The sequence below is a fragment of the Halomonas sp. GFAJ-1 genome (assembly GCF_000236625.2).
In the GTDB taxonomy this organism is placed as follows: Bacteria; Pseudomonadota; Gammaproteobacteria; order Pseudomonadales; family Halomonadaceae; genus Vreelandella.
Window position 1 is genome coordinate 36,965 of sequence record NZ_AHBC01000022.1, and the last position, 23,138, is coordinate 60,102.

A 23,138-nucleotide genomic window follows, 5' to 3' on the forward strand; every position below is an offset into this window, starting at 1 on the left:
TGCTATTAAAACGCCCCACTGCAAAGCCATGCCAATGGGGCGCCGGAAAACTTTCGTCCATATAAGGCTAGAAACTAGCAATCTCTTCGGGCGTAAGCTCTCGCCATTCACCCGGCGCTAAGTCATCCGGCAGTACCACGTCGCCAATCGAACGTCGGTGCAGCGTGGTCACGTGATTACCTAAGGCAGCAAACATTCGTTTTACTTGGTGATAGCGCCCTTCGGTTATCGTCAGTTCGGCTTGTTGTGGCGTAATAAAGCGCAGCGTGGCGGGCTGAGTGGGTGTCTCTTCACCGTCTAGCATGATCCCTTCGGCCACCTGCTTCACCGCCCACTGAGCCGACTCATCCTCAAATGGCTCAGCCAAATCAGCAATATACACCTTCGCACAGCGATGGCGCGGAGAGGTCACCCGGTGGGACCACTGCCCATCGTCAGTCAACAATAACAGGCCGGTGGTGTCGACATCTAGCCGCCCTACCGGCTGTAGCCGCTCCACTTTCGGCAGGTCAATCAAGTCAATTACCCGTGGATAGAGCCCACGCCGAGCGGTGCACTCGACGTCCACCGGTTTATGCATCATCAGGTAACGCAGCCCGACTAATACCAGCGTTTCACCGTTGAGTTTTACTTCATCGTGGGCAGTATCTATCTGGGTCGCTGATTGCTTGATGAGTTCACCATTTAAGGTAACTTCTTCATTTTTCAGCGCCCGCTTGGCTAAGCTGCGGGTTAATGGAGTTGTTTCACTCAAGAAGCGATCAAGGCGCATTATTGACCCACTCCTGGCAGTAATGAAAAGCGGTCGGCATCTTGCCAAGCAGGAAATTTTTCACGAAAAGCATCTAGGTCCGTTTTATCTAGCGTCCCCGTTTCAATAAACGGAGCATTTGCGGGTTGGTCGATCAGCGGTTCCCCTTTGAAATCGACCAGCATGGAATCACCACTGTAGGCGAGTCCTTTAGCATCTTGACCCACTCGATTAACACCTACCACGTAGGCAAGGTTTTCAACCGCGCGAGCTTGAAGCAATGTACGCCAGGGTTGGCGCCTCGGGGCAGGCCAGTTGGCGACACACAGCAGCGCATCATACTCGAAATGCTCATCGTCTGCTGGCTGCTGACGCATCCAAACGGGAAAGCGTAGGTCGTAGCAAACGCTCAGTAGTAGCTTGAAGCCCTTTAATTCAACTAGCTGACGCTGCTTACCCATATCATAACGCTCGTGCTCACCTGCCATACGGAATAGGTGGCGTTTGTCATAATAGCGAAGGCTGCCCTCCGGCGTCGCCCAGACCATTCGATTGTAGTACTCGCCCTGGTCAACAATAGCGACGCTGCCGGTCATGACGCAGCCCCTCGCTTTGGCTTGGTTTTGAAGCCAAGAAACGCTCTGGCTCTCCTCCATTGGCTGGGCCATTTCCCGAGAGTTCATAGTGAAGCCCGTGGCAAACATTTCGGGCAACACAACAAGGTCGGTATCACGACTGTCCAGTTCCCCCAGCAACTTTTCAAGGTGTGTGTGATTTGCCTCGGGGTTTTCCCAGCGTAAATCACACTGTACTAGGCTCGTTCTCAGCTGACTCATGCCACCTCTCCTTTCGTCAGTGTCTTCGCTTATTGTGTGCTAGATTAGCATTTTAAATTAATGAGGCTGCTATGCTTCCACCTTCTTCCCGGGATCCCGAGGCGGTTAAAGGCGTTATGTTTGGCTTAACCGCTTACACCATGTGGGGCTGCTTTCCACTATTTTTTGCTCTGTTCCAGGGAATTCCTGCCTTTGAAATCCTTATTCACAGAATCCTCTGGTCGTGCCTTTTTTTAGTGGGCTTGATCAGCCTATTGCGGCGCTGGCCACCGGTGGTTGCGGCACTGGTAGAGCCTAAACGCTTAGGACGTGTATTAGCCTGCGCGCTGCTGATTGCGTTTAACTGGGGAATTTACATTTATGCCGTGGAAAGTAAGCAGGTACTTCAGGCCAGTTTAGGCTACTTTTTAACCCCATTGGTAAACGTGGCCCTTGGCATGCTGGTACTACGCGAAGTCATGGCGCGCCTGCAACTGGTGGCCCTTGGGTTAGCCAGCCTTGCTATTGGCATACAGTTTGTAATGCTTGGAGAACTTCCCTGGATTAGCCTGCTACTAGCACTAAGCTTCGGTAGCTATGGGCTATTTCGTAAGCAGGTCCCGTTAGACGGGCTTTCTGGCCTGTTTGTGGAAACGCTCCTGCTGTTTCCCCTTGCACTTATGGCGCTCACTTGGCTTAGCTGGCAAGGGGAGTCGCACTTTATCCATGATGCGCCGATGTCGATTCTACTGGTCATTAGCGGAGTGCTTACCGCGCTGCCACTGATGGCTTTTGCGGGAGCCGCACGCCGCTTACGACTCGCCACGCTTGGGTTTTTAATGTACATCAACCCGAGCATCCAGTTCTTGATTGCATTAACCGTTTTCGGTGAACCGCTTGGCCTTATTCAACTGGCAACCTTCTTGATGATCTGGACAGGCCTTGCACTCTACTCCTGGTCTTCCTGGCAATCACGCCCGCGTCAACCGAGGGTCAATTAGCGTTGGTTGGCTAGCGGGGGGCAGTACAGGAGTATCACGGTGGGTGACTTCGTCATGTACCGGGCAATAGCCAACACGGAAACCGCCCCAATGCTTGCCATTCACATAAATCGGCACTGAAAGGTCATGCATAATTTCTCCAGTGTCGCGCTTGTAGGTTTGTAACAGCAGCGGATTTTCATGGGCCCCACAGCGGCTGCCCGTTGGGTCATCGAAAATACGCTTACTACGACAGTACTTTAAGTCGTGATCAATATCGCCGGTGGGCTTCCGACTTACCGCCGCGTTGTGGGTAGGCACATAGCCTTTACGGTCACAAGCAATGGCGTAGCTCAGGCCAACTTGGGAAAGCAGCGGCTCTTGCAGGCTGTGCAGATGTTGATCGGTAAAGTCGTCAAACCCCGTATGGTAAAGCGGCGGCTGAGTGCCAGGGATGAGGCGATACTCCGGCTGAAATAACGCGTCCTGTGATAGCTGGCCACTCTCGATCCCTTTTTCAAATAACTTGCCTATTTGGTCGGCGGTGCGGCGCGCAGCGCTAAATACTTGCTGGTGCCGTCCTTCTAAACGCTGCTGTGCTAGCTCACCATCAACACCCTCTGCGGCATCCATTAATGCACGGGCTTGGGTGGCTAAATCGTGCATATTTCTGTTGCCTTCATCTACATCGTCTTCTAACTGGCGCAGGCTGTCCGCAACCGTTTGACTGTGCTCTCTGGTGCTGGCCATGGCTTCTGCCACGCTGGTAATTTCACGCTGCACATCGTCAAACTCCTGGGTAATTGTCGCCAGGCTGCCACCTACTTGCTGCAGTCCTTGTGAACGCTCGCGGATACGAGTCATTAACGACCCCATGGTAGCGACAACGCTATGCCCGCTTTGGTGCATGTCCTTAACAAGCTCATCGACGCTTTGGGTAGCCGTTGATGTTTTTAGCGCTAAATTACGCACTTCCCCGGCCACCACGGCAAACCCCTTGCCATGCTCACCTGCCCGCGCTGCCTCAATAGACGCATTAAGTGACAGCAAGTGGGTTTGTTCAGCAATGCCTTCAATCATGGAGGTGACATTACGCACGCGTTCAATTTTATCGTTAAGCGCCGTCAACATCTCAAGCGCTTGATCGGAGCGCTCGGCGACACCCGCCATATCAGTAATAATGTCAACCAATTCGCTATGGTTCAGGTGGCTCGACTGTCGAGCACTCTCAGCAAGCGAAGCCACCTGGGTAGCACTGGCGCTGACCTGCATAATGGCCGCGTTAATCGCACCCATGCTGGACGAGGCATCCCTGGCCATTACTTCTTGCTTGGATAGACGTTGATCCATCAAGTCGGCGTAGTGAGAAACCTCAGCCGAAGCAATGGCGGTTCTGCTGGCGCGGTTCATAAGCCTATAGGCCATCGCCCGCAAAGAAGCGTAGTCTCGCAGCGGTTTTAAACTACGCGTTGGCATTGCTAAACGGTTCTGATCGGCAGAATAAACGCTTTGCAACGCGCTGAGCATTAAGCCTGCGCCAGCCAATACAGCGCAGGCGACCGCGAGGTAGGGCAGCATATTTGCCTGTGACGCCAGCCAAACGGAAAGGCCCAGCAACCCCAACGGTACTAGCATAAAAATTAGTCGCATAAGAAACACTCTTTTTTAATTGACGTTATTGAGTAACGAAGCAATGCGAGAAAAAAGCAAACCCACCCCTATCCTCTAAACGATGCCATTTGGGGATTACTTATTTCCAAGCCAGCTTAACGGGTAATGCTAATGAAAGAAGTAGCACTTCGGGGGGAGATAACGGATTAGAAAAGATGATGCCCACAGCGAAAAAAACGATTATTAAGGTATAACGCGTTAAACTAATCAGCCATATTTCAACGACATTCCCTGCCAGCAGCTGTTGAGCACAGTAGGAGCATGCCTAGGAGCTTATGTTAAAGCGCTATTTACCTATTCTGACCTGGCTTCCTCATTACCATCGGCGTCTGCTTGGTGCCGATATCCTGGCGGGGCTAATCGTTACGGTGATGGTCATACCGCAGTCCCTGGCATATGCCTTGCTCGCAGGCTTGCCTGCCGTGGTTGGTTTGTATGCCAGCATTTTACCGCAGCTGGTCTATACGCTGTTAGGGACCAGCCGAACCTTAGCCGTGGGGCCGGTGGCTATTATTGCGTTAATGACCGGCGCCGCGCTCAGCTCTGTGGCCACCCCTGGCAGTGATGCGTACCTACAAGCAGCACTGGTGCTCTCGTTGCTCTCCGGGGGACTGCTGGTAGTGATGGGTGGGCTTAAAATGGGCTTTTTTAGCAACTTTTTAAGCCACCCGGTGATTTCAGGCTTTTTAACCGCCTCAGGTATTCTTATCGCTGCCAGTCAAGTGGGTAGCTTGCTCGGCATATCTAGCAGCGGTTTTACCTTGGTCGAGCGCCTGATGACCCTGCTGCCTAACGTGTCCAACGTTAACCCTTACACCTTTGCGATAGGAGGTGGCACTCTGGTGTTTCTGGTCACCTTGCGTCGTTTTGGCAAACAGGGACTTTGCGCCCTAGGTGTACCCAATTCGCTTGCTGATTTAACGGCCAAGGCGGGTCCTGTGTTTGCTGTCATCGCCACCACACTGGCCGCTTGGCACTGGCAATTAGCGGATGCGGGCGTGGCCGTGGTAGGCCATATTCCTAGCGGCCTGCCCGCCCTGAGTTTTCCCTGGGGGGATTCGTCGCTGTGGCGGGCGCTGTTAATTCCAGCGCTGTTGATTAGCTTAGTTGGGTTTGTGGAGTCGGTATCCATGGGGCAAATGCTTGCCGCTAAACGGCGCCAGCGTATTTCACCCAACCAAGAGCTAATCGGCTTAGGAGCTGCCAACTTAGCCGCTGGCGTTAGCAGCGGCATGCCAGTAACGGGCGGCCTTTCACGCACCGTCATTAACTATGATGCAGGCGCCCAAACGCCTGCGGCAGGTGCATTTGCCGCCTTGGGCATTGCACTGGTCACGCTGTCGTTTACCGGCTGGCTCTACTACCTGCCGATTGCCACCTTGGCCGCCACCATCACCGTGTCAATTTTGACGCTGGTAGATATCCCCATGCTACGCCAGACGTGGCGCTATTCACGCAGTGATTTTGCGGCCATGGCGGTCACCATTCTGCTCACGTTAGTTGAAGGTATTGAGGCGGGAATTATTGGCGGTGTAACGCTATCTATTGCCCTCTTCCTATATCGCACAAGTCGCCCCCATAGCGCGCTGGTGGGTCGGGTGCCCAATACTGAGCATTTTCGTAACATAGAGCGCCATGATGTAGAAACAGTCAGCACTGCGGCGCTTTTACGTATAGATGAAAGCCTCTATTTTGCCAATGCCCGCTATTTAGAAGATACCGTTTATAATCTAGTCGCCAGCCGCCCAGAGCTTGAACATGTCGTGCTCATTTGTTCAGCGGTAAACTTAATTGATGCCTCAGCCCTAGAAAGCCTAGAGGCCATAAATGCACGATTAAAAGACTCCGATGTAAAGCTCCACCTCTCCGAAGTAAAAGGGCCCGTCATGGATCAGCTTAAAAAAAGCGACTTCCTTGAAGCGCTTACCGGGCGCGTCTTCCTTAGCACCTACGCTGCATGGCGAGAATTTAGCTAATTTCTCCGAACTTACTACCTTGAAAAGCCAGGCAAATGCCTGGCTTTTTTGCGCAAAGTTCATGCTATTTAGGGTCGCTTGTTAGAACAGCGTTGACATATCCCTATGGGCTTACCTACTATCAGTCGACCACTTAGCAAAACCAAATACCGCATAGCAAAACATAAAGTAACTAAATGTAACCACAACCACAATAAAGGAGCATTTAAATGCGCCCACTCGCTCACCGATTACTGATTGCCGCTTTACCTTTATCACTGCTAGGCGCTGCAGTAAGCCACGCCAGTGAAGTTGACCTGCCACGCACCATGGCATGGACCGCCTACGGCACTAACTCCAGCGGCTATGCCCAAGCGGTTGCCATCGGCAACATGCTACAAAACAAATACGGTTCATCCGTGCGTATTTTGCCCGGCGACAACGATGTGTCTCGTATGACACCGCTTAAGCAAGGCCGAGTGGATTTGTGCGCCTGTGGGATCGCCAGCTACTACGGTGCGGAAGGCGTAATGATGTTTGCCGACCGCGACTGGGGGCCTCAGCCGCTACGCGTCATTACCACATCCACCGCTTCCTTTGGCCTATCCCTTGCGGTCGCCGGTGACTTAGACGTTGAAACGCCTGCTGACTTAGCAGGCAAACGCGTTGCCTATATTCGGGGTGACGATGCACTCAACAAAGGTACCGAGGCATACCTTGCTTTTGGTGGGCTAACCTGGGACGACGTTGAGCGCGTTGACTACCCCGGCTATGGCCGCTCTTTTGACGGCATCATCGCCGGCGATGTTGACGCCTCGTTCACCACGACAGTCACACCGCCTGCTCAGCAGCTTGCCAGCAGCCCCAGAGGTATTAGCTGGCCAGTGCTCGACCCAGAAGATGAAGCAGGCTGGGAGCGTATGGCGGCAGTGGCACCCTATTTCCGCCCCCATGAAGTCACCGCTGGTGCCGGTGGCATTAGCGCCGACAATCCCGTTCCAAGTGCCAGCTACCCCTACCCGATTGTGGTTGCTAATCAAGACCTAGATGACAACGTCGCCTACGGCCTGATCAAAGCAATGCAGGAAAATTTTGATGACTATAAAGACAATGCCCCGGGGGCACTTGGCTACGCCTTAGAGGAGCAAGACCTTCAGTGGGTGATGCCATTTCACGATGCAGTCGTGGAGTACTACAAAGAGATCGATGTGTGGACGGATGAAATGCAGGCGCATCAAGATCAGCTCGTTGAGCGTCAGAACGTTCTCTTAAGCGCATGGGAAAGCTTTATGCAGGATGCACCCAGTGATGCTGAGGCATTTGCTGCTGACTGGATGGAAGCACGCGCCACTGCGCTGAACGATGCTGGCTTCGAACCCATCTTCGAATAACCGGCTTGGGGGGCGGCGCTTGCCGCCCCTGCTGATGGATGAACCTCTTCATAACAATAGACACTCAGCCATGACCACAGATACCTCGCCATGACCAAAAATACCGCGCCCGCCTCTACGCAACAAGTGAAAGAAAAGATCAGCCAAATTCGTCAGCTTCCGTCGGCGATACGCTGGATTCCAGCCACTGTCACCGTCGCTTTAATGCTGATGACGCTGGACTACTTATTCAATATCGGCTGGCTTACCTTTGTGACGGGTCTGGAGACGCAGTTCTATTACGCTGTCGTTGCCTTGCTTTTGCCGCTGGTTTTTTTGCTATGGCCTATGCGCAGCAGCCTACAAGATCGCCCTATTCCCTGGTACGACTACTTACTTAGCGCCATAACGCTCACTGTCGGCGGCTATTTTGTTTATAACGCGGTACCTATTTTAGAACGCGGTTGGGCGTTTGCTGCACCTGACCTCGCTATCTACGCCAGCTACGCCTATTGGCTGCTGATTATTGAAGCAGCTCGACGTGCAGGTGGCTTACCTATCGCCATTATTGCCGGGTTGTTCTCACTCTACCCATTGGTGGCCGATATTGTCCCCGGCCCAATTCAAGCGTTTCCATCGACCCTTGAACAAACCGCCATGTACCACACCATGAGCACTGAAAGCATCATGGGCGTACCGCTGCAAGCATTTGCGGGCCTAGTGATCGGCTTTCTGGTATTTGGCGTGGTGCTGCAGAAAAGCGGTGGCGGTAAATTTTTTATTAACCTGGCCTTTGCACTATTAGGACATGTCCGCGGTGGCCCTGCCAAAGTATCGATTTTCTCAAGTGGCTTAATGGGCTCAATGAGCGGCAGTGTGATCAGCAACGTGCTGACTACCGGTGTTTTGTCGATTCCGGCGATGCGACGCATTGGCATGACCCGCTCTTTTGCTGGGGGTGTAGAAGCCTGCGCCTCTACCGGCGGTGTATTAATGCCACCCGTTATGGGTGCCACCGCCTTTGTTATGGCAATGTTTTTGGATATTCCTTACTCCACTATTGCTCTTGCCGCAGTTATTCCTTCGGTACTCTATTTTTTGGGATTATTTATACAGATCGACGCTTACGCGGCGCGTAACGATATTAAAGGCTTGCCTGTGGTTGAGCTGCCTTCGCTTTGGCAAACCCTAAAAGAGGGCTGGTACTTTATCTTCGTGTTCGCGCTCTTGGTGTGGATGTTACTGGTGATGCAACGAGAAGCCGTTGCACCCTTTTACGCAACAGCGCTACTGCTGGTTCTTAACCAACTCTCAAAACATAACCGCTGGGGCTGGAAGGATGTTGGCGATACGTTGTCGTCTGCCGCCAAGCTGTTTGCTGAGCTAATTGCCATTTTGGCGGGTGTAGGCATGCTGGTGGGCGCGCTTTCCATGACCGGCCTTTCCGGCACCATTGCCAACGACTTTATCAACATCGCCGGTGGCAGCGTGCCACTTCTGCTGATCATGGGTGCCGTAACCAGTTTCGTGCTAGGTATTGGAATGACGGTTACCGCGGCCTATATCTTCCTGGCGGTGGCGCTAGCCCCGGCACTCATTCAAGGCGGAGGCCTTGATCCCATGGCGGTACACATGTTCATCCTCTATTGGGGCATGTTGAGTTTTATTACGCCACCCGTGGCACTCGGTGCTTTTGCCGCAGCGACCGTGGCTGGCGCTCGGCCAATGGCAACCGGCCTACAGGCCATGCGCTTAGGCAGCGTGATTTACTTTATCCCTTTCCTGTTTGTCCTTAATCCCGCGCTGATTATGCAGGGCGAGCCGTTGACGATAGTGGCCGTGTTTATCCAAGCGGTGATTGGCATCATTCTATTTGCATCAGCGATGCAGGGTTATCTGATTGGGATCGGCCGTCTCGGCTATGGCGTACTACAAGAGACCATCATCCGCGGCCTGATCTTAATCGCGGGACTGCTGCTGGCCCTGCCCGGCGGAGGCATGGTGCCGCTAAGCCAGCTTGAACTGCTTGGCATGGCCGTCGCAGCGCTAATTCCTGGCGTGCTACTAGCGCGCTTAAGCCAGCGCCACCATCAGCGCTCACATTCAGCTAGCGCTTAATGTGAGCAACGACAACCTGAGGAGTTTTATGCACACAAAAACAAAAATCTCATTTAAATTAAGCGGAGTAGCGATTGGTATTTTGTTCGCGGGCCAAGCGGTTGCTATGCCTAATGCGCTTAACTGGACTGCCTACGGCACCGGAACCAGTGGCCACGCGCAAATCATGGCCATCAGTCAGCTACTGCAGGAAGAGTACGGCACCCAATCTCGCGTTATTCCTGGCGAGAACGACACAATGCGCATGACGCCTTTAAAAACAGGCCGGGTTGACCTTTGCGCCTGCGGCATTGCCAGCTACTACGGTTCTGAAGGCGTTATGATGTTTGCAGGCCCCGACTGGGGGCCACAGCCTATTCGCGTTATTTCCACGTCCATAGCCACTTTTGGCTTAGGTATGGCTGTGGCAGGTGACGTTGAGATTGACTCAATCGCTGACCTTGAGGGTAAACGACTGGCCTACCTACGAGGAGACGATGCCCTCAACAAGGCCGCAGAGGCGTATTTGGCGTTTGCCGGTCTGACGTGGGATGACGTTGAACGCGTTGACTTCCCCGGCTACAACGCAGCCTTTGATGGCATAATCAGCGGTCGAGCCGATGCTGCTATCACCACCACCGTCACGCCAGCTGCGCAGCGCCTTTCTGCCAGCCCTCGCGGATTACAGTGGCCTACATTACCCACAGAAGATAAAGACGGCTGGGAGCGCATGCTCGACGTCGCACCCTACTTTCAGCCCCACGACGTTACTGCAGGGGCTGGTATTAATGCCGACGCCCCACTCGCCAGCGCAAGCTACCCTTACCCCATTATGGTCAGCAATGCCGACCTTGCTCCAGAAACTGCGCGCGGGTTGATCACCACGCTGACTGAATCATTTGATGACTATAAAGACAACGCCCCAGGTGCAAGCGGCTATGCGCTGGAAAATCAGAACATGACCTGGGTGGTGCCTTTTCACGATGCGGTTGTTGACTATTATCGAGACACTGGCGTCTGGACAGAGGCAATGGAAGAGCATCAAAAAGCACTGGTCGAGCGCCAGGCACTTCTGATGGATACCTGGGAAAGCTATAAAGCAGATGCCCCGGAGGACGAAGAAGCCTTTATAGCGGGATGGATGACAGCGCGTCGCGCGGCGTTGGAAAACGCCAGCATGAATCCCGTCTTTTAAAAACCCTTCTAAAAATGTCGCCTCAGTAGGCGGCGGCATTTTTTCTAATGCTAAAAGCAGTTATTTCGCAACCGCTTAATTCTGCATTGCGGAACACAATTCTACTATATTGACTAAGCTGCCCTGTTTCGTCATTATTCAATCATTATTCATTCCAATAAATAATCATAAGTTTCGCCATGCGAAACATTGGAGCAATTCATGTCTGTTCATTACCAGCGTCACGGCGATGTAGGCGTTATTCACATTGCCAATCCACCGGTTAACGCATTGGGGCACGCCGTGCGCAGTGGCTTAGTGAAGGCACTTGAAGAAGGTATCGCTGACTCGCAAGCCAAAGCGCTGGTAGTGTTAGCTGATGGCCGCACCTTTATTGCCGGTGCAGATATTAAAGAATTCGGCAAACCTCCCCAGGCTCCTTTGCTGCCCGATGTTATTACCCAACTGGAAGCCTGTTCTAAACCGTTAATTGCCTCTCTACATGGCACCGCCCTAGGCGGTGGCTTAGAAGTTGCGTTGGGCTGTCACTATCGTGTGGCACTGAAGGGCACTCGCGTTGGGTTGCCTGAGGTGAAGCTTGGCTTACTGCCCGGCGCGGGGGGTACACAACGGTTACCACGCTTGGTTGGCGTCGAGCGCGCGTTGGAGATAATCACTAGCGGGCGTTTTGTAGAAGCTGAAGAAGCCCTTGAAGCAGGCATTATAGATGCCATTAGTGATGCCCAAACGCCCCTGGAAGCAGGTTTAGCTGCCGCTGAGCAGGTGCTCACAGGCAGGCAAACGTCACGCATCACCGGAGAGCTTCCTGCCCCTGCGGCGAATCCACAGGCGATTGCCTCTACCCTGCAACAGTTAAACCAAGACGCTTCAGCGCTTTTTTCACCCTTTCGCATTGTAGAAGCGATCGAGGCCTGCGTGACTGCAGCGTCACTTCAGGACGGCTTGCGTCGCGAGCGGGAGCTGTTTCTGGCCTGCATGGACTCACCCCAGCGCGCAGGCCTTATTCACCTCTTTTTTGCCGCGCGCAGCCCCCACCTAGTGCCCAACGTTGAGAGCGCCAGCGCATTTAGCAACGTCGCGTTAATCGGACAGCATCCGCTATTTGAACGTCTGCAAAAAGCCGCCCATCGGGCAGGCATTACCTTAACCAGCGCGCCAAACAGTGACACTGAGCTATGCCTCGTTGCCCCGAATAGCGCCAATAGCGTTGCCACCGAATGTCCCGTTATCACGATGGAAGCCATTGACACTCATGGTGGCAACAGTAAAAACGGCGGCAAGGACACAGCGCTTAGCCTGATCGTTGCTGATAACGGCAGCATGGTTGAGCTGGTCGACCTAAGTGCAGGGCCACTGATCCAACAACAGGCTGCACTTACGCTGAAAGCACTTCGCCTAAACGTAGTGGTTAGCCAACAGCAAAGCCTGCTGAAGACAATGTATGAAGCCATCCAACAGGCGCCAGCCAGCGACAAGCAAACAGCCCTTGAACGGGTGAGCGTGGGTATTTCAGAACAGGGCTTCTGCTATCGCGCAAGCGACATTGATTTGCTGGCCGTGGAAGCGTTCGGCTACCCACGCCACCTGGGCGGTCCTCATCGTCAAGCTACCCTCTCAAAAATAGTCTCAAAGGCTGGCTCAACGGCTAATTCAACTGCTAAGGACGACTAACATGAACCTCACCTTTAGCCCCGAAGAGCAGGCGTTTCGCGAAGAAGTGCGGCGCTTTCTGGCGGATGCGTTACCCAGCGATATCAGCGAACGCGTGCGCCTAGGGCGTCACCTTAGCGCTGATGACCACCTGCGCTGGCAGAATATTCTCAGCGAGCAGGGTTGGCTGGCATCTAACTGGCCAAAGGAGCACGGCGGCCCAGGTTGGGGGCCGGTGCAGCGGCATATATTCGATGAAGAGTGCGCCGCTGCTCACGCGCCAACGGTGGTTCCTTTTGGCGTCAACATGGTGGCCCCCGTCCTCATGAAATTTGGCAGCACAGAACAGCAGCAGCACTACCTGCCGCGTATTTTGAGTAACCAGGACTGGTGGTGCCAAGGCTATTCCGAGCCCGGCGCTGGCTCTGACTTAGCAGGTCTGAATACCCGTGCCGTGCGGGACGGTGATCACTATATTGTTAACGGTCAGAAGACCTGGACCACGTTGGGTCAGCACGCCAACATGCTGTTCTGTTTGGTACGCACCGATCCCGATGCCAAGAAGCAGGCCGGCATTAGCTTTTTGCTGATTGATATGCAGACGCCTGGTATTACCGTGCGGCCAATTATTACCCTCGATGGTGCTCACGAAGTTAACGAAATCTTTTTAGACAATGTTCGTGTGCCGATTGAAAACCGCGTTGGTGAAGAAGGCCAGGGCTGGACCTGCGCCAAGTTTTTGCTTACCCATGAGCGCACCGGCATTGCCGGGCTCGGTCACGCTAAGCAGGCCCTGCGGCATTTAAAGTCACTGGCCAGCCGCATTCAGCATCGCGGCAAGCCGCTGCTGGCGCTGCCCAGCTTTCGTCAGCGGGTGGTGAAGGCCGAGCTTGAGCTAATGGCGCTGGAAGTCACCAATTTACGTGTGATTGCCGCTGCCCGTGACGGCGGCGCACCCGGCGCAGAAAGCTCACTGCTAAAAGTACGTGGCTCGGAACTTCGCCAAGAACTAAGTGAACTCACTCGGCGCGCGCTTGGCCCCGCCGCACTGCCCTTCTTTCCTGAGTTCCTGCATGGCGATGAACGCTTAGATGATGCCTACACGCAAAGCGCTGCGGCAAGTGCCCAGTATTTAAACCGTCGCAAGCTATCAATTTATGGCGGCTCCAACGAAATACAAAAAAGTATTGTCGCCAAAACAATTTTAGAAATGTGAGGTCACCATGGATTTTGCTTTAACCGACGAGCAGCGCATGCTCGAAGAGACGCTTACTCGCTTGGTGACTGACCAAGTATCCCCCGAACAGCGCCGTTCAATGCTCAGCAGCGCTAACGCTGAACGCTCCCCACTGTGGCACACCTTTGCTGAGCTGGGCCTGCTGCATATGCCCTTCAGCGAAGACGTTGGCGGCTTAGGCGGCGACGGCACCGACCTAATGATAATCATGCAGGCACTCGGCCGCGGCCTAGTGCCTGAAGCTTACTTAGCTGGCCTAGTATTACCAGGCCAGCTATTAGCGCTTACTGCCAACGGCGAACAGCAAAAACGTTGGCTCACTCCGCTGCTGGAAGGCGAGCATCAGCTGGCATTGGCCTGGCAGGAGCATGACGCCCGCTACGATGCGTTTGACGTGTCCACCCACGCCGCTCAACGTGACGGCCAGTGGCATATCAACGGCAGAAAGGACGTGGTTCTTAACCTGGGGGCCGCTGCAGCCACTTTGGTAATCGCCCGATTAGACAGCGGTAAATTAGCGCTATTTGTGGTGCCCCACAATACCGCAGGTACATCTTCGCACCTCTACCTGACCATGGACGACCAGCCCGCCGGTGATCTAACGCTAGATAACGTCACGCTGCCGCCAGAAAACTGCTTGAGCGAAGATGTCAGCGATGCACTGGCCGATTTGCTAGCCCTTGGCCGCGCCGCACTATGCGCGCAGGCTATTGGTGCCATGGAAGAGGCCTGCGACCAAACGCTTGCCTATTTAAAAGAACGCAAGCAGTTTGGTTTGCCGCTATCGACCTTCCAGGCGCTTCAGCACCGTATGGTGGATATGCACCTGCATCTGGAGCAGTCCCGCTCCATGGCCATTTTAGCCGCCACTAGCCTTACGCTGCCTGCCAGCGAACGGGATTATAAAATTGCCGCAGCCAAAGCTTATTGCGGTGAGTCGGCACGCTTTATTGCCGAGCAGGCGATTCAACTTCACGGCGGCATGGGCATGACAGAAGAGTGCTATGTGGCTCACTACGCTAAACACCTAGTAATGTTTGATCACTACCTAGGCGACAGTGACTACCACCTTGAAACGGTCAGCGATCTATTAGACGTCGCCTAAGGCGGCCTTAGAAAGTTGATAAAGGAGCGATACATGTCAGATCACCCCAGCCAGTTAGTGACTGTCAGCGCTATTGAAAACGGCGTAGTAGAAGTCGCCATTGCACGTCCTGAAGTACGTAATGCCCTTAATGAAGACACCGCCCTAGCGCTCAACAAAGCGCTGTCGGCGGTAGCCGCCAATGAGCAGATACGATGCGTCATCCTTAGCGGCGAGGGCAGCTCTTTTTGTGCCGGTGCTGACCTGGCGGAGTTTGAGAAGGCATCGTCTCAACCGGCTAGCGAACGATTGGAGACGCTCTTCTTACCTGCTCTACGCGGTTTGATGGCAATGAATAAGCCCGTCATTGCGGCAGTGTCCGGTGCAGCAGCAGGTATTGGTGTTTCTTATGTTCTCGCCAGCGATATGGTAGTAATGGGGCGATCAGCCTACCTGAAGCTTGCCTTTATTAATATTGGCTTGATTCCCGATGGCGGCGCCTGTTGGCATTTAGTACGCAAGCTTGGTCACGCCCAGGCCTTTGAAATGGCCGCCTTGGCGACGCCGATTTCAGCAGAGCGATGCTTGGAACTCGGCTTGGCCAATCGAGCGGTTGAAGATGACCAGGTGTTACAGGAAGCTCGCACGCTCGCAAAAATGCTGGTTGAACAGTCAACCCAGGCACTAAGCGCCACCAAGCGAGCGTTGCGTGAAGCAGCGCAACGCTCGCTAAGTGACACCATGGCATTAGAAGGCGAGCTTCAAGATCAGTGCAAAGCGTCTGAAGAGTTTCAGGCGCGGCTAGCCGCGTTTCGTCAAAGCCGCCGCAAATGAGATTGCGCTTTCTCCAAGGCCTTCTGGTAATCATCACGTAGCGTGGTCACTTCTTCGGCCACGCTATTAAGCGTTGCAATACCACCTACGCCCTGGCCCGCGCCCCAAATATCCCGCCATGCTTTTGCTTTACTGCTACCCCCTGAACCATAGCGCATTGAGGCTTTATCGCCTTCAGGCAGCGCATCAGGATCCAACCCCGCCTGCTCAATACTTTGCCGTAGGTAGTTACCGTGCACGCCAGTAAATAGGTTGGTATATACAATGTCTCCTGCCCCCGCCTCCAGTACCATCTGCTTATAGGCCGCTTGGGCGTTGGCTTCCTGGGTGGCAATAAAGCGCGTACCCATATACACAAAATCCACGCCTAGCGCCTGGGCAGCCGCTATTTGCTCACCGCTGGTAATGGCCCCCGCTAACACCAGCGGACCATCATAGAAACGGCGAACCTCAGCGACAAACGCAAAGGGGTTTAATCGCCCCGCATGACCACCCGCGCCGTGGCATACCAGTATCAGCCCATCGACACCCGCATCAATGGCTTTCTTGGCGTGCCGCAACGTGGTGACATCGTGAAAAACCAGTCCACCATAGGCGTGCACCTGCTCCACTACCTGATTAGGTGCATGCAGGCTAGTAATCACCAGGGGCACCTTAAACTCGGCGCACAGTGCAACATCGTGCTCTAGGCGATCGTTAGTGGGGTGCACAATTTGGTTAACCGCAAAGGGTGCTGAGGGCTTATCGGGGTGCTGCTCGTCATAGTCAGCCAGTGTTTGGGTAATGTGCTGTAGCCAATCACGGAGCGCTTCGGCGGGCCGAGCATTTAATGCCGGAAAGGCACCGATGATCCCTGATTGGCACTGGGCAATCACTAATTCAGGCCCAGAGACGATAAACATAGGGGAGCCAATTACCGGCAGAGTTAACGAGGCAGTTAGGCGCGTTAGCATAGGACAACTCACTGGTTGTTATTGTGTGAACTCATGACTAAAAAGGCCCCTTTCGGAGCCTTTTATGAACTGCTTACAGCTTGCTCTCAAGCTCAGGCAAAAGCTCAAACAGATCCCCCACCAGCCCGTAGTCAGCGACCTGGAAGATCGGCGCTTCGTCGTCCTTGTTAATGGCAACGATCACCTTGGAGTCTTTCATTCCCGCCAGATGTTGAATGGCACCGGAGATACCGACGGCAATATACAAATCCGGAGCGACAATCTTACCGGTCTGCCCTACCTGCATATCGTTGGGCACAAAGCCTGCGTCGACGGCCGCACGGGAGGCGCCAATAGCCGCGCCCAGCTTATCGGCAATGCCGTCAAGCAACTTGAAGTTCTCCCCGTTGCCCATCCCGCGGCCGCCGGAGATGACCACCTTGGCACCGCCCAACTCGGGACGGTCCGACTTCGCCAGCTCTTCTTTGATAAAGCTCGACTGGCTGTTATCTACCACTACGTCCACGGCTTCAATATTGGCGCTGCCGCCTGCGCCTACCGCGTCAAAACCAGTGGTGCGCACGGTGATCACTTTCAGCACATCGGCGCTTTTAACCGTGGCGATGGCATTACCCGCGTAAATAGGCCGCTTGAAAGTGTCGGCGCTGTCGACCGCTATCACGTCAGACAGCTGGCTAACGTCTTTGAGCGCTGCCAGGCGCGGCAGCACGTTTTTCCCGGTGGTGGAAGCGCTAGCTAGCACGTGGGTGTAGCTATCGGCCAGTTCAAACAGCAGCACGCCCATCGGTTCGGCTAGCTGGTGGGCGTAAACGGCGTTGTCGGCAACGCGCACTTTGCTGACGCCATCCAGTTGTGCGGCTGCGTCGGCAGCGGCTTGAACACCCTCTCCGGCAACGAGGACATCAATATCACCACCAATGGCTTTCGCAGCTGCCACGACATGGGCCGTAGCGCCAGCCAGTTGGCCTTCGTGTAAATCAGCAAGTACCAGAATGCTCATGGAATTAGCTCCTATTTAAAGCACCTTAGTTAAAGTACTTTGGCTTCGTTTTTTAGTTTGTCGATTAGCTCGTCTACGGAGGCAACCTTGACACCGCCTTTACGCTCAGCTGGCGATTCCACTTTCATTAGGCTCACCTTGGAAGCCACCTCGACGCCGTAATCAGCAGGCGTTTTCACATCCAGCGGCTTTTTCTTGGCCTTCATGATATCGGGGAGTTTGGCGTAGCGCGGCTCATTCAAACGCAGGTCTGTAGTAACAATCGCCGGCAGCGTCAGTGCAATAGTTTGCAGGCCGCCGTCAATTTCACGGGTAACGTTTACTTTGTCTCCGTCCACCGCCACTTCTGAGGCGAACGTGCCCTGCGGCAGGCTAGTCAACGCTGCCAGCATTTGGCCGGTTTGGTTGTTGTCGGTATCGATGGCTTGCTTGCCAAGAATGACCATGCCCGGCTGCTCTTCCTCGACCACCTTAGCCAGCAGCTTGGCAACCGCCAGAGATTCAACGCGCTCATCGGTTTCGATATGAATGGCGCGATCCGCACCCAGCGCCAGCGCCGTACGCAGCTGCTCCTGGGCCGCTTTGGGCCCCACCGTTACGGCCACGACTTCCGTGGCCACGCCTTTCTCTTTCAGGCGCACCGCCTCTTCCACAGCAATTTCGCAAAACGGATTCATGGCCATTTTGACATTGGTAAGATCAACGTCTGAGTGATCCGCTTTGACACGGATTTTGACGTTGTAATCAATGACGCGTTTAACCGCGACGAGTATTTTCATAAGGCCGGCTCCGGGCGATTAAATAGCACTTTATTTTGCATAGCAAAATACTGTTTTACTTTATAGAAATAACAATAAAAAAACGCCGACCAAAGGTCAAGCGCTTCCGCGTTTTTGCGCCTTTCAAACGGCACTTCTTAAACGCGACCTCTCAAAAGGGTGACCACATAAACCACGCTGCCAATAGCGGAATCGACGCGACCAAAAATCTGCCGTTCCAGCGGTAGCCGATGCGCGTAGCCGGTACGCCGGTAAAACGAGACAAAATCAGCATCGATGCTGTCATCGGCGACGACATTAGCGCCAACGCCCAGCCAACCATCAACGATGCGCCAATTAGCGCAGGCGATAGCCCTTCAATACCAAGCTGTGGTAATAAACCCACCAGCAATGTCACCGTGACAATAGGATTAACGCCTATTTGCGCTAGCCCCACCACCATCAGCATTGCGAGCACGGCGTTAAACGCTCCCCACTGGTTCAGCACAGTTAATAGCGGCGCCAACTGTTGTGTATCCACCAGCCCTACACACAGGTGCCCCAAGTACCCCGCCGCGCCAAGCACCACAATTTCATTGGCGCTGGGTGAAAGCAGCCATGGCAACTGACGATGCACTGTGCTGACGGCAGCAGGTAGCCCTGCATAACCAAGCCTGCGCCGCTGCCAGGCAAGCCAAACCAGCGCTCCTGTGGGCGCACCAATAAGCGCGGCAATCGGTAAGCGCAGTTCTAGTAGCCACGCGATACTAAACACCAGCGCGACAATCCCCAGCAACAGCACACTAAACTGGCCCAGCGGGCGCAATGAGGGTGCGGCTAGGTGGGTTTTACTGGCCTGGGTTTTATTGCCAGGAGGATGCGGCCCGGTGAGAAAATCCACGGCCCATCCCGCCAGAAATATCAGCACCGCCGCGCCCAAAATGTAGGGAGCAAGCTCCAGCCAAGTCACCTGGTGAAGACTCGACAGCACCACCGCCACACCAATACCCATAGGAGAAATCAGCGGCGCCAGGGAAAACCCGCGCAATAGCGCCAGCATCATGCGCCGCTGGCGCGCCTCACGTACCCACACCCGCCCCTGAGCCGCCCCTAGGGTATTGCTTTTTTCAATCATGGCGGCAAACAGGTTAAGTACGCCAATATTGAGAATAATCCCAAATAGCGCTGAACCAAGGGATAAAATTGGGTAGCGACGGCTAGGCGGCTGAAGCAGCATGCTCTGCCCACAACGGCGTACTAAACGCGAGCGATAGGCAGGCAAACGAAGCATACTCAAAGCCACCACAAAGGTGGCAAAAAAAGCAAAACGCCCGCTGGCTTCAAAAAGAAGCTGGCCAGGGTTTGATGCGCGCCAGAGCGCAAGCAGTGTTAACACTCCTGCGGCTAACAGTAACCCTTTCGCCATGCGGGTTAGCTGAGCACCCAGGGTTGTTAAATACAGGATCAGCGCACCGATACCGACGGCTTGCCACACCACACTCCCGAGCACCAGATGAAACAGCGTTGCCAGAGTGACCAGCAGTAGAAAAGAGACCCGCAGGCGGGCTGGACTCACTCAGCGGACTCCCACGGTTTGGTCAGTTGGGGCTGATTATCGGGCATGCCTTCGGGGGACTCACTGCCGCTTCGGCGCCGGAATGATCCCTCACCCACGGCGACTAAATTGCCGTTTCCATCCACTATCTCACCGCTGGTCATATAGGTTTTCTGTCCACCTCCGCGCAGCGTCCCCGTGGCGCGCAGTAACCCTTGCTGCGCGGGCCCGACAAAGGTGGTGGTCAAGGACAGCGTCATGCCGCGGCGAATATTGCCCGGCACGCGACAGTGCAGACCCGCCAAGCTTAGGGCGCTATCCAACATAGAGGCTAATACACCGCCGTGGACATTGCCGCTGCGGTTAAGATGCTTTGGCTCAATGGTCAGTTCAACGACAACTCGCCCCTCTTCCCACTCAACAACGTGCATGCCCAGCAGTTCGTGATAGCCCATTAGCGCCTGCTGAGATGAATGGCTCATTTGCCGCTCTCCTGCTGAGCTAAATCCCGCAGTCGCCCTTTAAGGATTTTTCCGCTGGCTGTGGACGGTAGCGAATCCATTAATACAATTTGCGTGGGCCTTTTGTAGGGCGCCAGCCGCTCGGCGATAAACGCCTTAAGCTCTGTAAGCTCCACCTCGACGCCCGGTTCACACTGAACAAAGGCGACGACTTCTTCGTTCCCGGCGATTTGCCGACCGACCACTGCAGTCAGCGTTACCGCCGGGTGCTCATTAATCACCGCTTCTACGTCCGGTGGGTAAATATTAAACCCCGAGCGGATAATCAGCTCTTTGCTGCGCCCAACGATATAGAGCTGGTCATCATGGTCGAGTTTGGCGATATCGCCGGTATTCAGCCAGCCATCCTCGGTTAATGTTGCGCGGGTTGCCTCTGGCTGGCGAAAATAGCCCTTCATAATATTGGGACCGCGAACCCACAGTTCACCCACTTCTTCGCCAGGCTGCTCAGAAGTTCCGCTATCACTGAGGGGTTCTAGACGATACTCCAGTAGAGGAAGCACGCGGCCCACGGTGCTATTGCTATGGCGATCATCGATGCGCGTTTGACTGATGGTGGGGCTAGCCTCGGTTAATCCATAGCCGTTATGCAGTGCTAGCCCAAAGGCCGCCTCCACGCGCACTTTGGTGTCGCTATCTAACGGTGAGCCACCTGCAGAGATATAAATTAACTCAGGTGCTTCGAGTGGTTGCTGCTCGCGCTTCAAATACTCCAAGGCACGGGCATACATGGCAGGCACGCCCTGGAGGACAGTTATTCGTTCCTGTTTCAGAGCCGCCAGCAGTTGAGCGGCATCAAAGCGCGGCACGGTATATAGGCAAGCGCCATTATACAGCGACCCCATACACACCGAGGAGAGACCAAACACGTGAGACATTGGCAATACGCCGTAGACCCGCTGGCCTTCGCTTAAATGGCGCATACCGCCTGAGATTGAGGCAATGTAAAGAATACCTCGGTGGGTCAGCATGACGCCTTTCGGTGTCCCGGTAGTGCCCGAGGTGTAGATCATCGCTGCCACTTGCTCGCCACCGCTTATGCTCACTGGCTCAGGCTCACTGTCATAAAGCGGCGAGATCCCGAGACCACCCAATGTAGGGTGCTGATAGCGGTCGGTTGCGTGACGCTGAGCGTGCTGGCCAGCCTCAGGCGAAGCATCACAGGTATAGAACACCCGCCGGGGCAGGCAGTTACCCTGAATCAGGTCAACTTCTTGAGCCGATAGTCGTGAATTAACAATCGCGACCCATACATTAAGCTCACTGGCTGCCAGCAGTAAGACAACCAGGGCACGACAGTTTTCACTCACTGTCATAATGCGATCGCCAGGACGAATACCCATCGTGCTTAACCAGTCGCAAGCGGCGTGTATTTCCTCACCAAGCTCAGCGTAGCTCCAGCGCACATCGCCATCCACAATGGCAGGATGCTCACTAAGCAATTTGGCATTTTCCAGCACGCGGGTACTCAGCCGGTCGGGAAGCTCTGCTACCAGTTCACTGGCGAGGCGACCAAAGATGCTTTCATCCGGCGCTTGGTAAGAGACCGATAAAGCCATTAAGACGCCTCCCGCACCATATTCCGCGCAATGACGATTTGCTGAATCTGTGTCGTCCCTTCGTAAATGCGGAATAGCCGTACATCGCGGTAAAAGCGCTCAACGGCATATTCGGACATATAGCCTGCACCGCCATGTACCTGCACTGCACGGTCGGCCACTCGCCCCACCATTTCTGCACAAAACAATTTGCAGCAAGAAGCCAAGGTAGACACATTTTCGCCATCGTCTTTGCGGCGTGCAGCATCCATCACCATGGTTTTGCCTGCATAGGCTTCGGTTTTACTATCCGCTAGCATCGCTTGAATCAATTGATGCTCAGCAAGGGCTGCGCCAAACTGTTTACGCTCCATGGTATAGCGCAGCGACTCTTCTACTAATCGCTCAGCAACACCTACACAGACCGCTGAAATATGCAGCCGTCCGCGATCAAGCACCTTCATTGCGGTTTTAAAACCTTGTCCCTCTTTTCCGCCAATAATATTTTCGGCGGGCACCCGGCAGTTATCGAAAATAATATCGCAGGTATGAGCGCCCTTCTGTCCCATTTTGCTATCGGCAGGGCCGCGAATTAATCCAGGCGTATCGCCTTCCACAATAAAGGCTGATATGCCGCCAGCGCCTTTGTTAGCAGGATCCGTGCGAGCCATTACGGTAAATAAATCAGCTTCAGGGCCATTGGTGATATAGCGCTTGGTGCCATTCAAAATGTAATGATCGCCATCGCGCACCGCTGTAGTACGCAGGCTGGCAGCATCAGAGCCTGAATCCGGCTCGGTCAAACAAAAAGAACTTAAAATCTCGCCGGTGGCCAAGCGCGGCACATACTTTGCTTTTTGCTCGTCGGTGCCATCAATCAAAATCCCTTGGGCGCCAATACCGTTGTTGGTACCAAACACTGAGCGAAAGGCTGGCGATGTTTTACCAATTTCTATCGCTACCAGGGCTTCCTCCTCCATGGTAAGCCCTAGGCCGCCGTACTCTTCTGGAATCGATAGCCCAAACAGACCCATCTCTTTCATTTCCGCTAGAAGCTCCGGAGGCACTGCATCCTCTTCCGCTAAACGCGCCTCGTTAGGAATTAAGCGCTCACGGACAAAGCGAGAAATAGTATCAACAAGCTGATTAAGCAGTTCGGGATCGCGGATCATGA

At 54.2% G+C, this 23,138-nt stretch carries 19 protein-coding genes; 9 read left to right on the forward strand and 10 right to left on the reverse strand.

Features of this window, described 5'->3' with window-relative positions:
• Window positions 1-67: 67 nt before the first annotated feature.
• Entirely contained in the window at window positions 68-772 is a 705-nt protein-coding gene (locus MOY_RS05730; protein ID WP_009097498.1) for a pseudouridine synthase, read from the reverse strand.
• Window positions 772-1,587 (reverse strand): amidohydrolase, encoded by an 816-nt coding sequence (locus tag MOY_RS05735; protein ID WP_009097501.1) that lies wholly within the window; start codon window positions 1,585-1,587, stop codon window positions 772-774. The genes MOY_RS05730 and MOY_RS05735 overlap by 1 nt, the downstream gene beginning before the upstream one ends.
• A 71-nt stretch (window positions 1,588-1,658) precedes the next feature.
• Between MOY_RS05735 and rarD the strand changes: the two genes are divergently transcribed.
• Entirely contained in the window at window positions 1,659-2,567 is a 909-nt protein-coding gene (rarD, locus tag MOY_RS05740; protein ID WP_009097503.1) for an EamA family transporter RarD, read from the forward strand.
• Here the strand turns inward: rarD and MOY_RS05745 are convergent.
• Window positions 2,538-4,196 (reverse strand): methyl-accepting chemotaxis protein, encoded by a 1,659-nt coding sequence (locus MOY_RS05745; protein WP_009097505.1) that lies wholly within the window; start codon window positions 4,194-4,196, stop codon window positions 2,538-2,540. The two genes, rarD and MOY_RS05745, sit on opposite strands and share 30 nt — an antisense overlap.
• A gap of 296 nt (window positions 4,197-4,492) precedes the next feature.
• On the opposite strand from MOY_RS05745, the gene MOY_RS05750 reads away from it, so the two are divergent.
• The 8 genes from MOY_RS05750 to MOY_RS05785 all read left to right on the forward strand — a co-directional run bounded on the left by MOY_RS05750 (window position 4,493) and on the right by MOY_RS05785 (window position 15,639).
• On the forward strand, window positions 4,493-6,193 hold the full coding sequence (locus tag MOY_RS05750; protein WP_009097507.1) for a SulP family inorganic anion transporter: 1,701 nt from the start codon (window positions 4,493-4,495) through the stop codon (window positions 6,191-6,193).
• A 209-nt stretch (window positions 6,194-6,402) separates the two neighbouring features.
• On the forward strand, window positions 6,403-7,563 hold the full coding sequence (locus MOY_RS05755; protein WP_009097508.1) for a TAXI family TRAP transporter solute-binding subunit: 1,161 nt from the start codon (window positions 6,403-6,405) through the stop codon (window positions 7,561-7,563).
• Window positions 7,564-7,653: 90 nt separating this feature from the next.
• Complete coding sequence (locus tag MOY_RS05760) at window positions 7,654-9,660, forward strand: TRAP transporter permease (RefSeq protein WP_009097510.1); 2,007 nt, start codon at window positions 7,654-7,656, stop codon at window positions 9,658-9,660.
• A 28-nt stretch (window positions 9,661-9,688) separates the two neighbouring features.
• Window positions 9,689-10,834 carry a TAXI family TRAP transporter solute-binding subunit gene (locus tag MOY_RS05765; RefSeq protein ID WP_009097512.1) on the forward strand — a complete coding sequence of 382 codons (1,146 nt, stop codon included), beginning with the start codon at window positions 9,689-9,691 and terminating at the stop codon, window positions 10,832-10,834.
• Window positions 10,835-11,035: 201 nt separating this feature from the next.
• Complete coding sequence (locus tag MOY_RS16660; RefSeq protein ID WP_009097514.1) at window positions 11,036-12,505, forward strand: enoyl-CoA hydratase/isomerase family protein; 1,470 nt, start codon at window positions 11,036-11,038, stop codon at window positions 12,503-12,505.
• 1 nt (window position 12,506) lies between these two features.
• Window positions 12,507-13,700, forward strand: coding sequence for an acyl-CoA dehydrogenase family protein (locus MOY_RS05775; RefSeq protein WP_009097515.1), 1,194 nt, complete (start codon window positions 12,507-12,509; stop codon window positions 13,698-13,700).
• Window positions 13,701-13,707: 7 nt separating this feature from the next.
• A complete protein-coding gene (locus MOY_RS05780; RefSeq protein WP_009097517.1) occupies window positions 13,708-14,826 on the forward strand; it encodes an acyl-CoA dehydrogenase family protein in 1,119 nt (372 codons plus the stop codon).
• 33 nt (window positions 14,827-14,859) lie between these two features.
• Window positions 14,860-15,639: an enoyl-CoA hydratase/isomerase family protein gene (locus MOY_RS05785; protein WP_009097519.1), complete on the forward strand. Its 780-nt coding sequence runs from the start codon at window positions 14,860-14,862 to the stop codon at window positions 15,637-15,639.
• On the opposite strand, the gene MOY_RS05790 is transcribed toward MOY_RS05785, so the two are convergent.
• From MOY_RS05790 to MOY_RS05820, 7 genes are all read right to left on the reverse strand, one after another.
• Window positions 15,621-16,592, reverse strand: a complete 972-nt coding sequence (locus tag MOY_RS05790; RefSeq protein WP_009097521.1) for an NAD(P)H-dependent flavin oxidoreductase — start codon at window positions 16,590-16,592, stop codon at window positions 15,621-15,623. The two genes, MOY_RS05785 and MOY_RS05790, sit on opposite strands and share 19 nt — an antisense overlap.
• 73 nt (window positions 16,593-16,665) lie before the next feature.
• Window positions 16,666-17,592: an electron transfer flavoprotein subunit alpha/FixB family protein gene (locus MOY_RS05795; RefSeq protein WP_009097523.1), complete on the reverse strand. Its 927-nt coding sequence runs from the start codon at window positions 17,590-17,592 to the stop codon at window positions 16,666-16,668.
• A 29-nt stretch (window positions 17,593-17,621) separates the two neighbouring features.
• Window positions 17,622-18,371: an electron transfer flavoprotein subunit beta/FixA family protein gene (locus MOY_RS05800; protein WP_009097525.1), complete on the reverse strand. Its 750-nt coding sequence runs from the start codon at window positions 18,369-18,371 to the stop codon at window positions 17,622-17,624.
• A gap of 151 nt (window positions 18,372-18,522) precedes the next feature.
• Window positions 18,523-19,926, reverse strand: a complete 1,404-nt coding sequence (locus tag MOY_RS05805) for a hypothetical protein (RefSeq protein ID WP_009097527.1) — start codon at window positions 19,924-19,926, stop codon at window positions 18,523-18,525.
• Window positions 19,923-20,387 (reverse strand): PaaI family thioesterase, encoded by a 465-nt coding sequence (locus tag MOY_RS05810; protein ID WP_009097529.1) that lies wholly within the window; start codon window positions 20,385-20,387, stop codon window positions 19,923-19,925. The genes MOY_RS05805 and MOY_RS05810 overlap by 4 nt, the downstream gene beginning before the upstream one ends.
• Window positions 20,384-21,985 (reverse strand): class I adenylate-forming enzyme family protein, encoded by a 1,602-nt coding sequence (locus MOY_RS05815; protein ID WP_009097531.1) that lies wholly within the window; start codon window positions 21,983-21,985, stop codon window positions 20,384-20,386. The genes MOY_RS05810 and MOY_RS05815 overlap by 4 nt, the downstream gene beginning before the upstream one ends.
• Window positions 21,985-23,136, reverse strand: coding sequence for an acyl-CoA dehydrogenase family protein (locus MOY_RS05820; protein ID WP_009097533.1), 1,152 nt, complete (start codon window positions 23,134-23,136; stop codon window positions 21,985-21,987). The genes MOY_RS05815 and MOY_RS05820 overlap by 1 nt, the downstream gene beginning before the upstream one ends.
• Between the last annotated feature and the right edge of the window lie 2 nt (window positions 23,137-23,138).

Excerpts from the sequence above, each read along its gene's own strand:
- MOY_RS05790 (WP_009097521.1), bottom strand. The coding sequence starts at position 16,592 with ATGCTAACGCGCCTAACTGCCTCGTTAACTCTGCCGGTAATTGGCTCC.
- MOY_RS05795 (WP_009097523.1), bottom strand. The coding sequence starts at position 17,592 with ATGAGCATTCTGGTACTTGCTGATTTACACGAAGGCCAACTGGCTGGC.
- MOY_RS05730 (WP_009097498.1), bottom strand. The coding sequence starts at position 772 with ATGCGCCTTGATCGCTTCTTGAGTGAAACAACTCCATTAACCCGCAGC.
- MOY_RS05750 (WP_009097507.1), top strand. The coding sequence starts at position 4,493 with ATGTTAAAGCGCTATTTACCTATTCTGACCTGGCTTCCTCATTACCAT.
- MOY_RS05760 (WP_009097510.1), top strand. The coding sequence starts at position 7,654 with ATGACCAAAAATACCGCGCCCGCCTCTACGCAACAAGTGAAAGAAAAG.
- MOY_RS05815 (WP_009097531.1), bottom strand. The coding sequence starts at position 21,985 with ATGGCTTTATCGGTCTCTTACCAAGCGCCGGATGAAAGCATCTTTGGT.
- MOY_RS05745 (WP_009097505.1), bottom strand. The coding sequence starts at position 4,196 with ATGCGACTAATTTTTATGCTAGTACCGTTGGGGTTGCTGGGCCTTTCC.
- MOY_RS05820 (WP_009097533.1), bottom strand. The coding sequence starts at position 23,136 with ATGATCCGCGATCCCGAACTGCTTAATCAGCTTGTTGATACTATTTCT.
- MOY_RS05780 (WP_009097517.1), top strand. The coding sequence starts at position 13,708 with ATGGATTTTGCTTTAACCGACGAGCAGCGCATGCTCGAAGAGACGCTT.
- MOY_RS16660 (WP_009097514.1), top strand. The coding sequence starts at position 11,036 with ATGTCTGTTCATTACCAGCGTCACGGCGATGTAGGCGTTATTCACATT.
- MOY_RS05785 (WP_009097519.1), top strand. The coding sequence starts at position 14,860 with ATGTCAGATCACCCCAGCCAGTTAGTGACTGTCAGCGCTATTGAAAAC.
- MOY_RS05775 (WP_009097515.1), top strand. The coding sequence starts at position 12,507 with ATGAACCTCACCTTTAGCCCCGAAGAGCAGGCGTTTCGCGAAGAAGTG.
- MOY_RS05735 (WP_009097501.1), bottom strand. The coding sequence starts at position 1,587 with ATGAGTCAGCTGAGAACGAGCCTAGTACAGTGTGATTTACGCTGGGAA.
- MOY_RS05810 (WP_009097529.1), bottom strand. The coding sequence starts at position 20,387 with ATGAGCCATTCATCTCAGCAGGCGCTAATGGGCTATCACGAACTGCTG.
- MOY_RS05755 (WP_009097508.1), top strand. The coding sequence starts at position 6,403 with ATGCGCCCACTCGCTCACCGATTACTGATTGCCGCTTTACCTTTATCA.
- rarD (WP_009097503.1), top strand. The coding sequence starts at position 1,659 with ATGCTTCCACCTTCTTCCCGGGATCCCGAGGCGGTTAAAGGCGTTATG.
- MOY_RS05800 (WP_009097525.1), bottom strand. The coding sequence starts at position 18,371 with ATGAAAATACTCGTCGCGGTTAAACGCGTCATTGATTACAACGTCAAA.
- MOY_RS05765 (WP_009097512.1), top strand. The coding sequence starts at position 9,689 with ATGCACACAAAAACAAAAATCTCATTTAAATTAAGCGGAGTAGCGATT.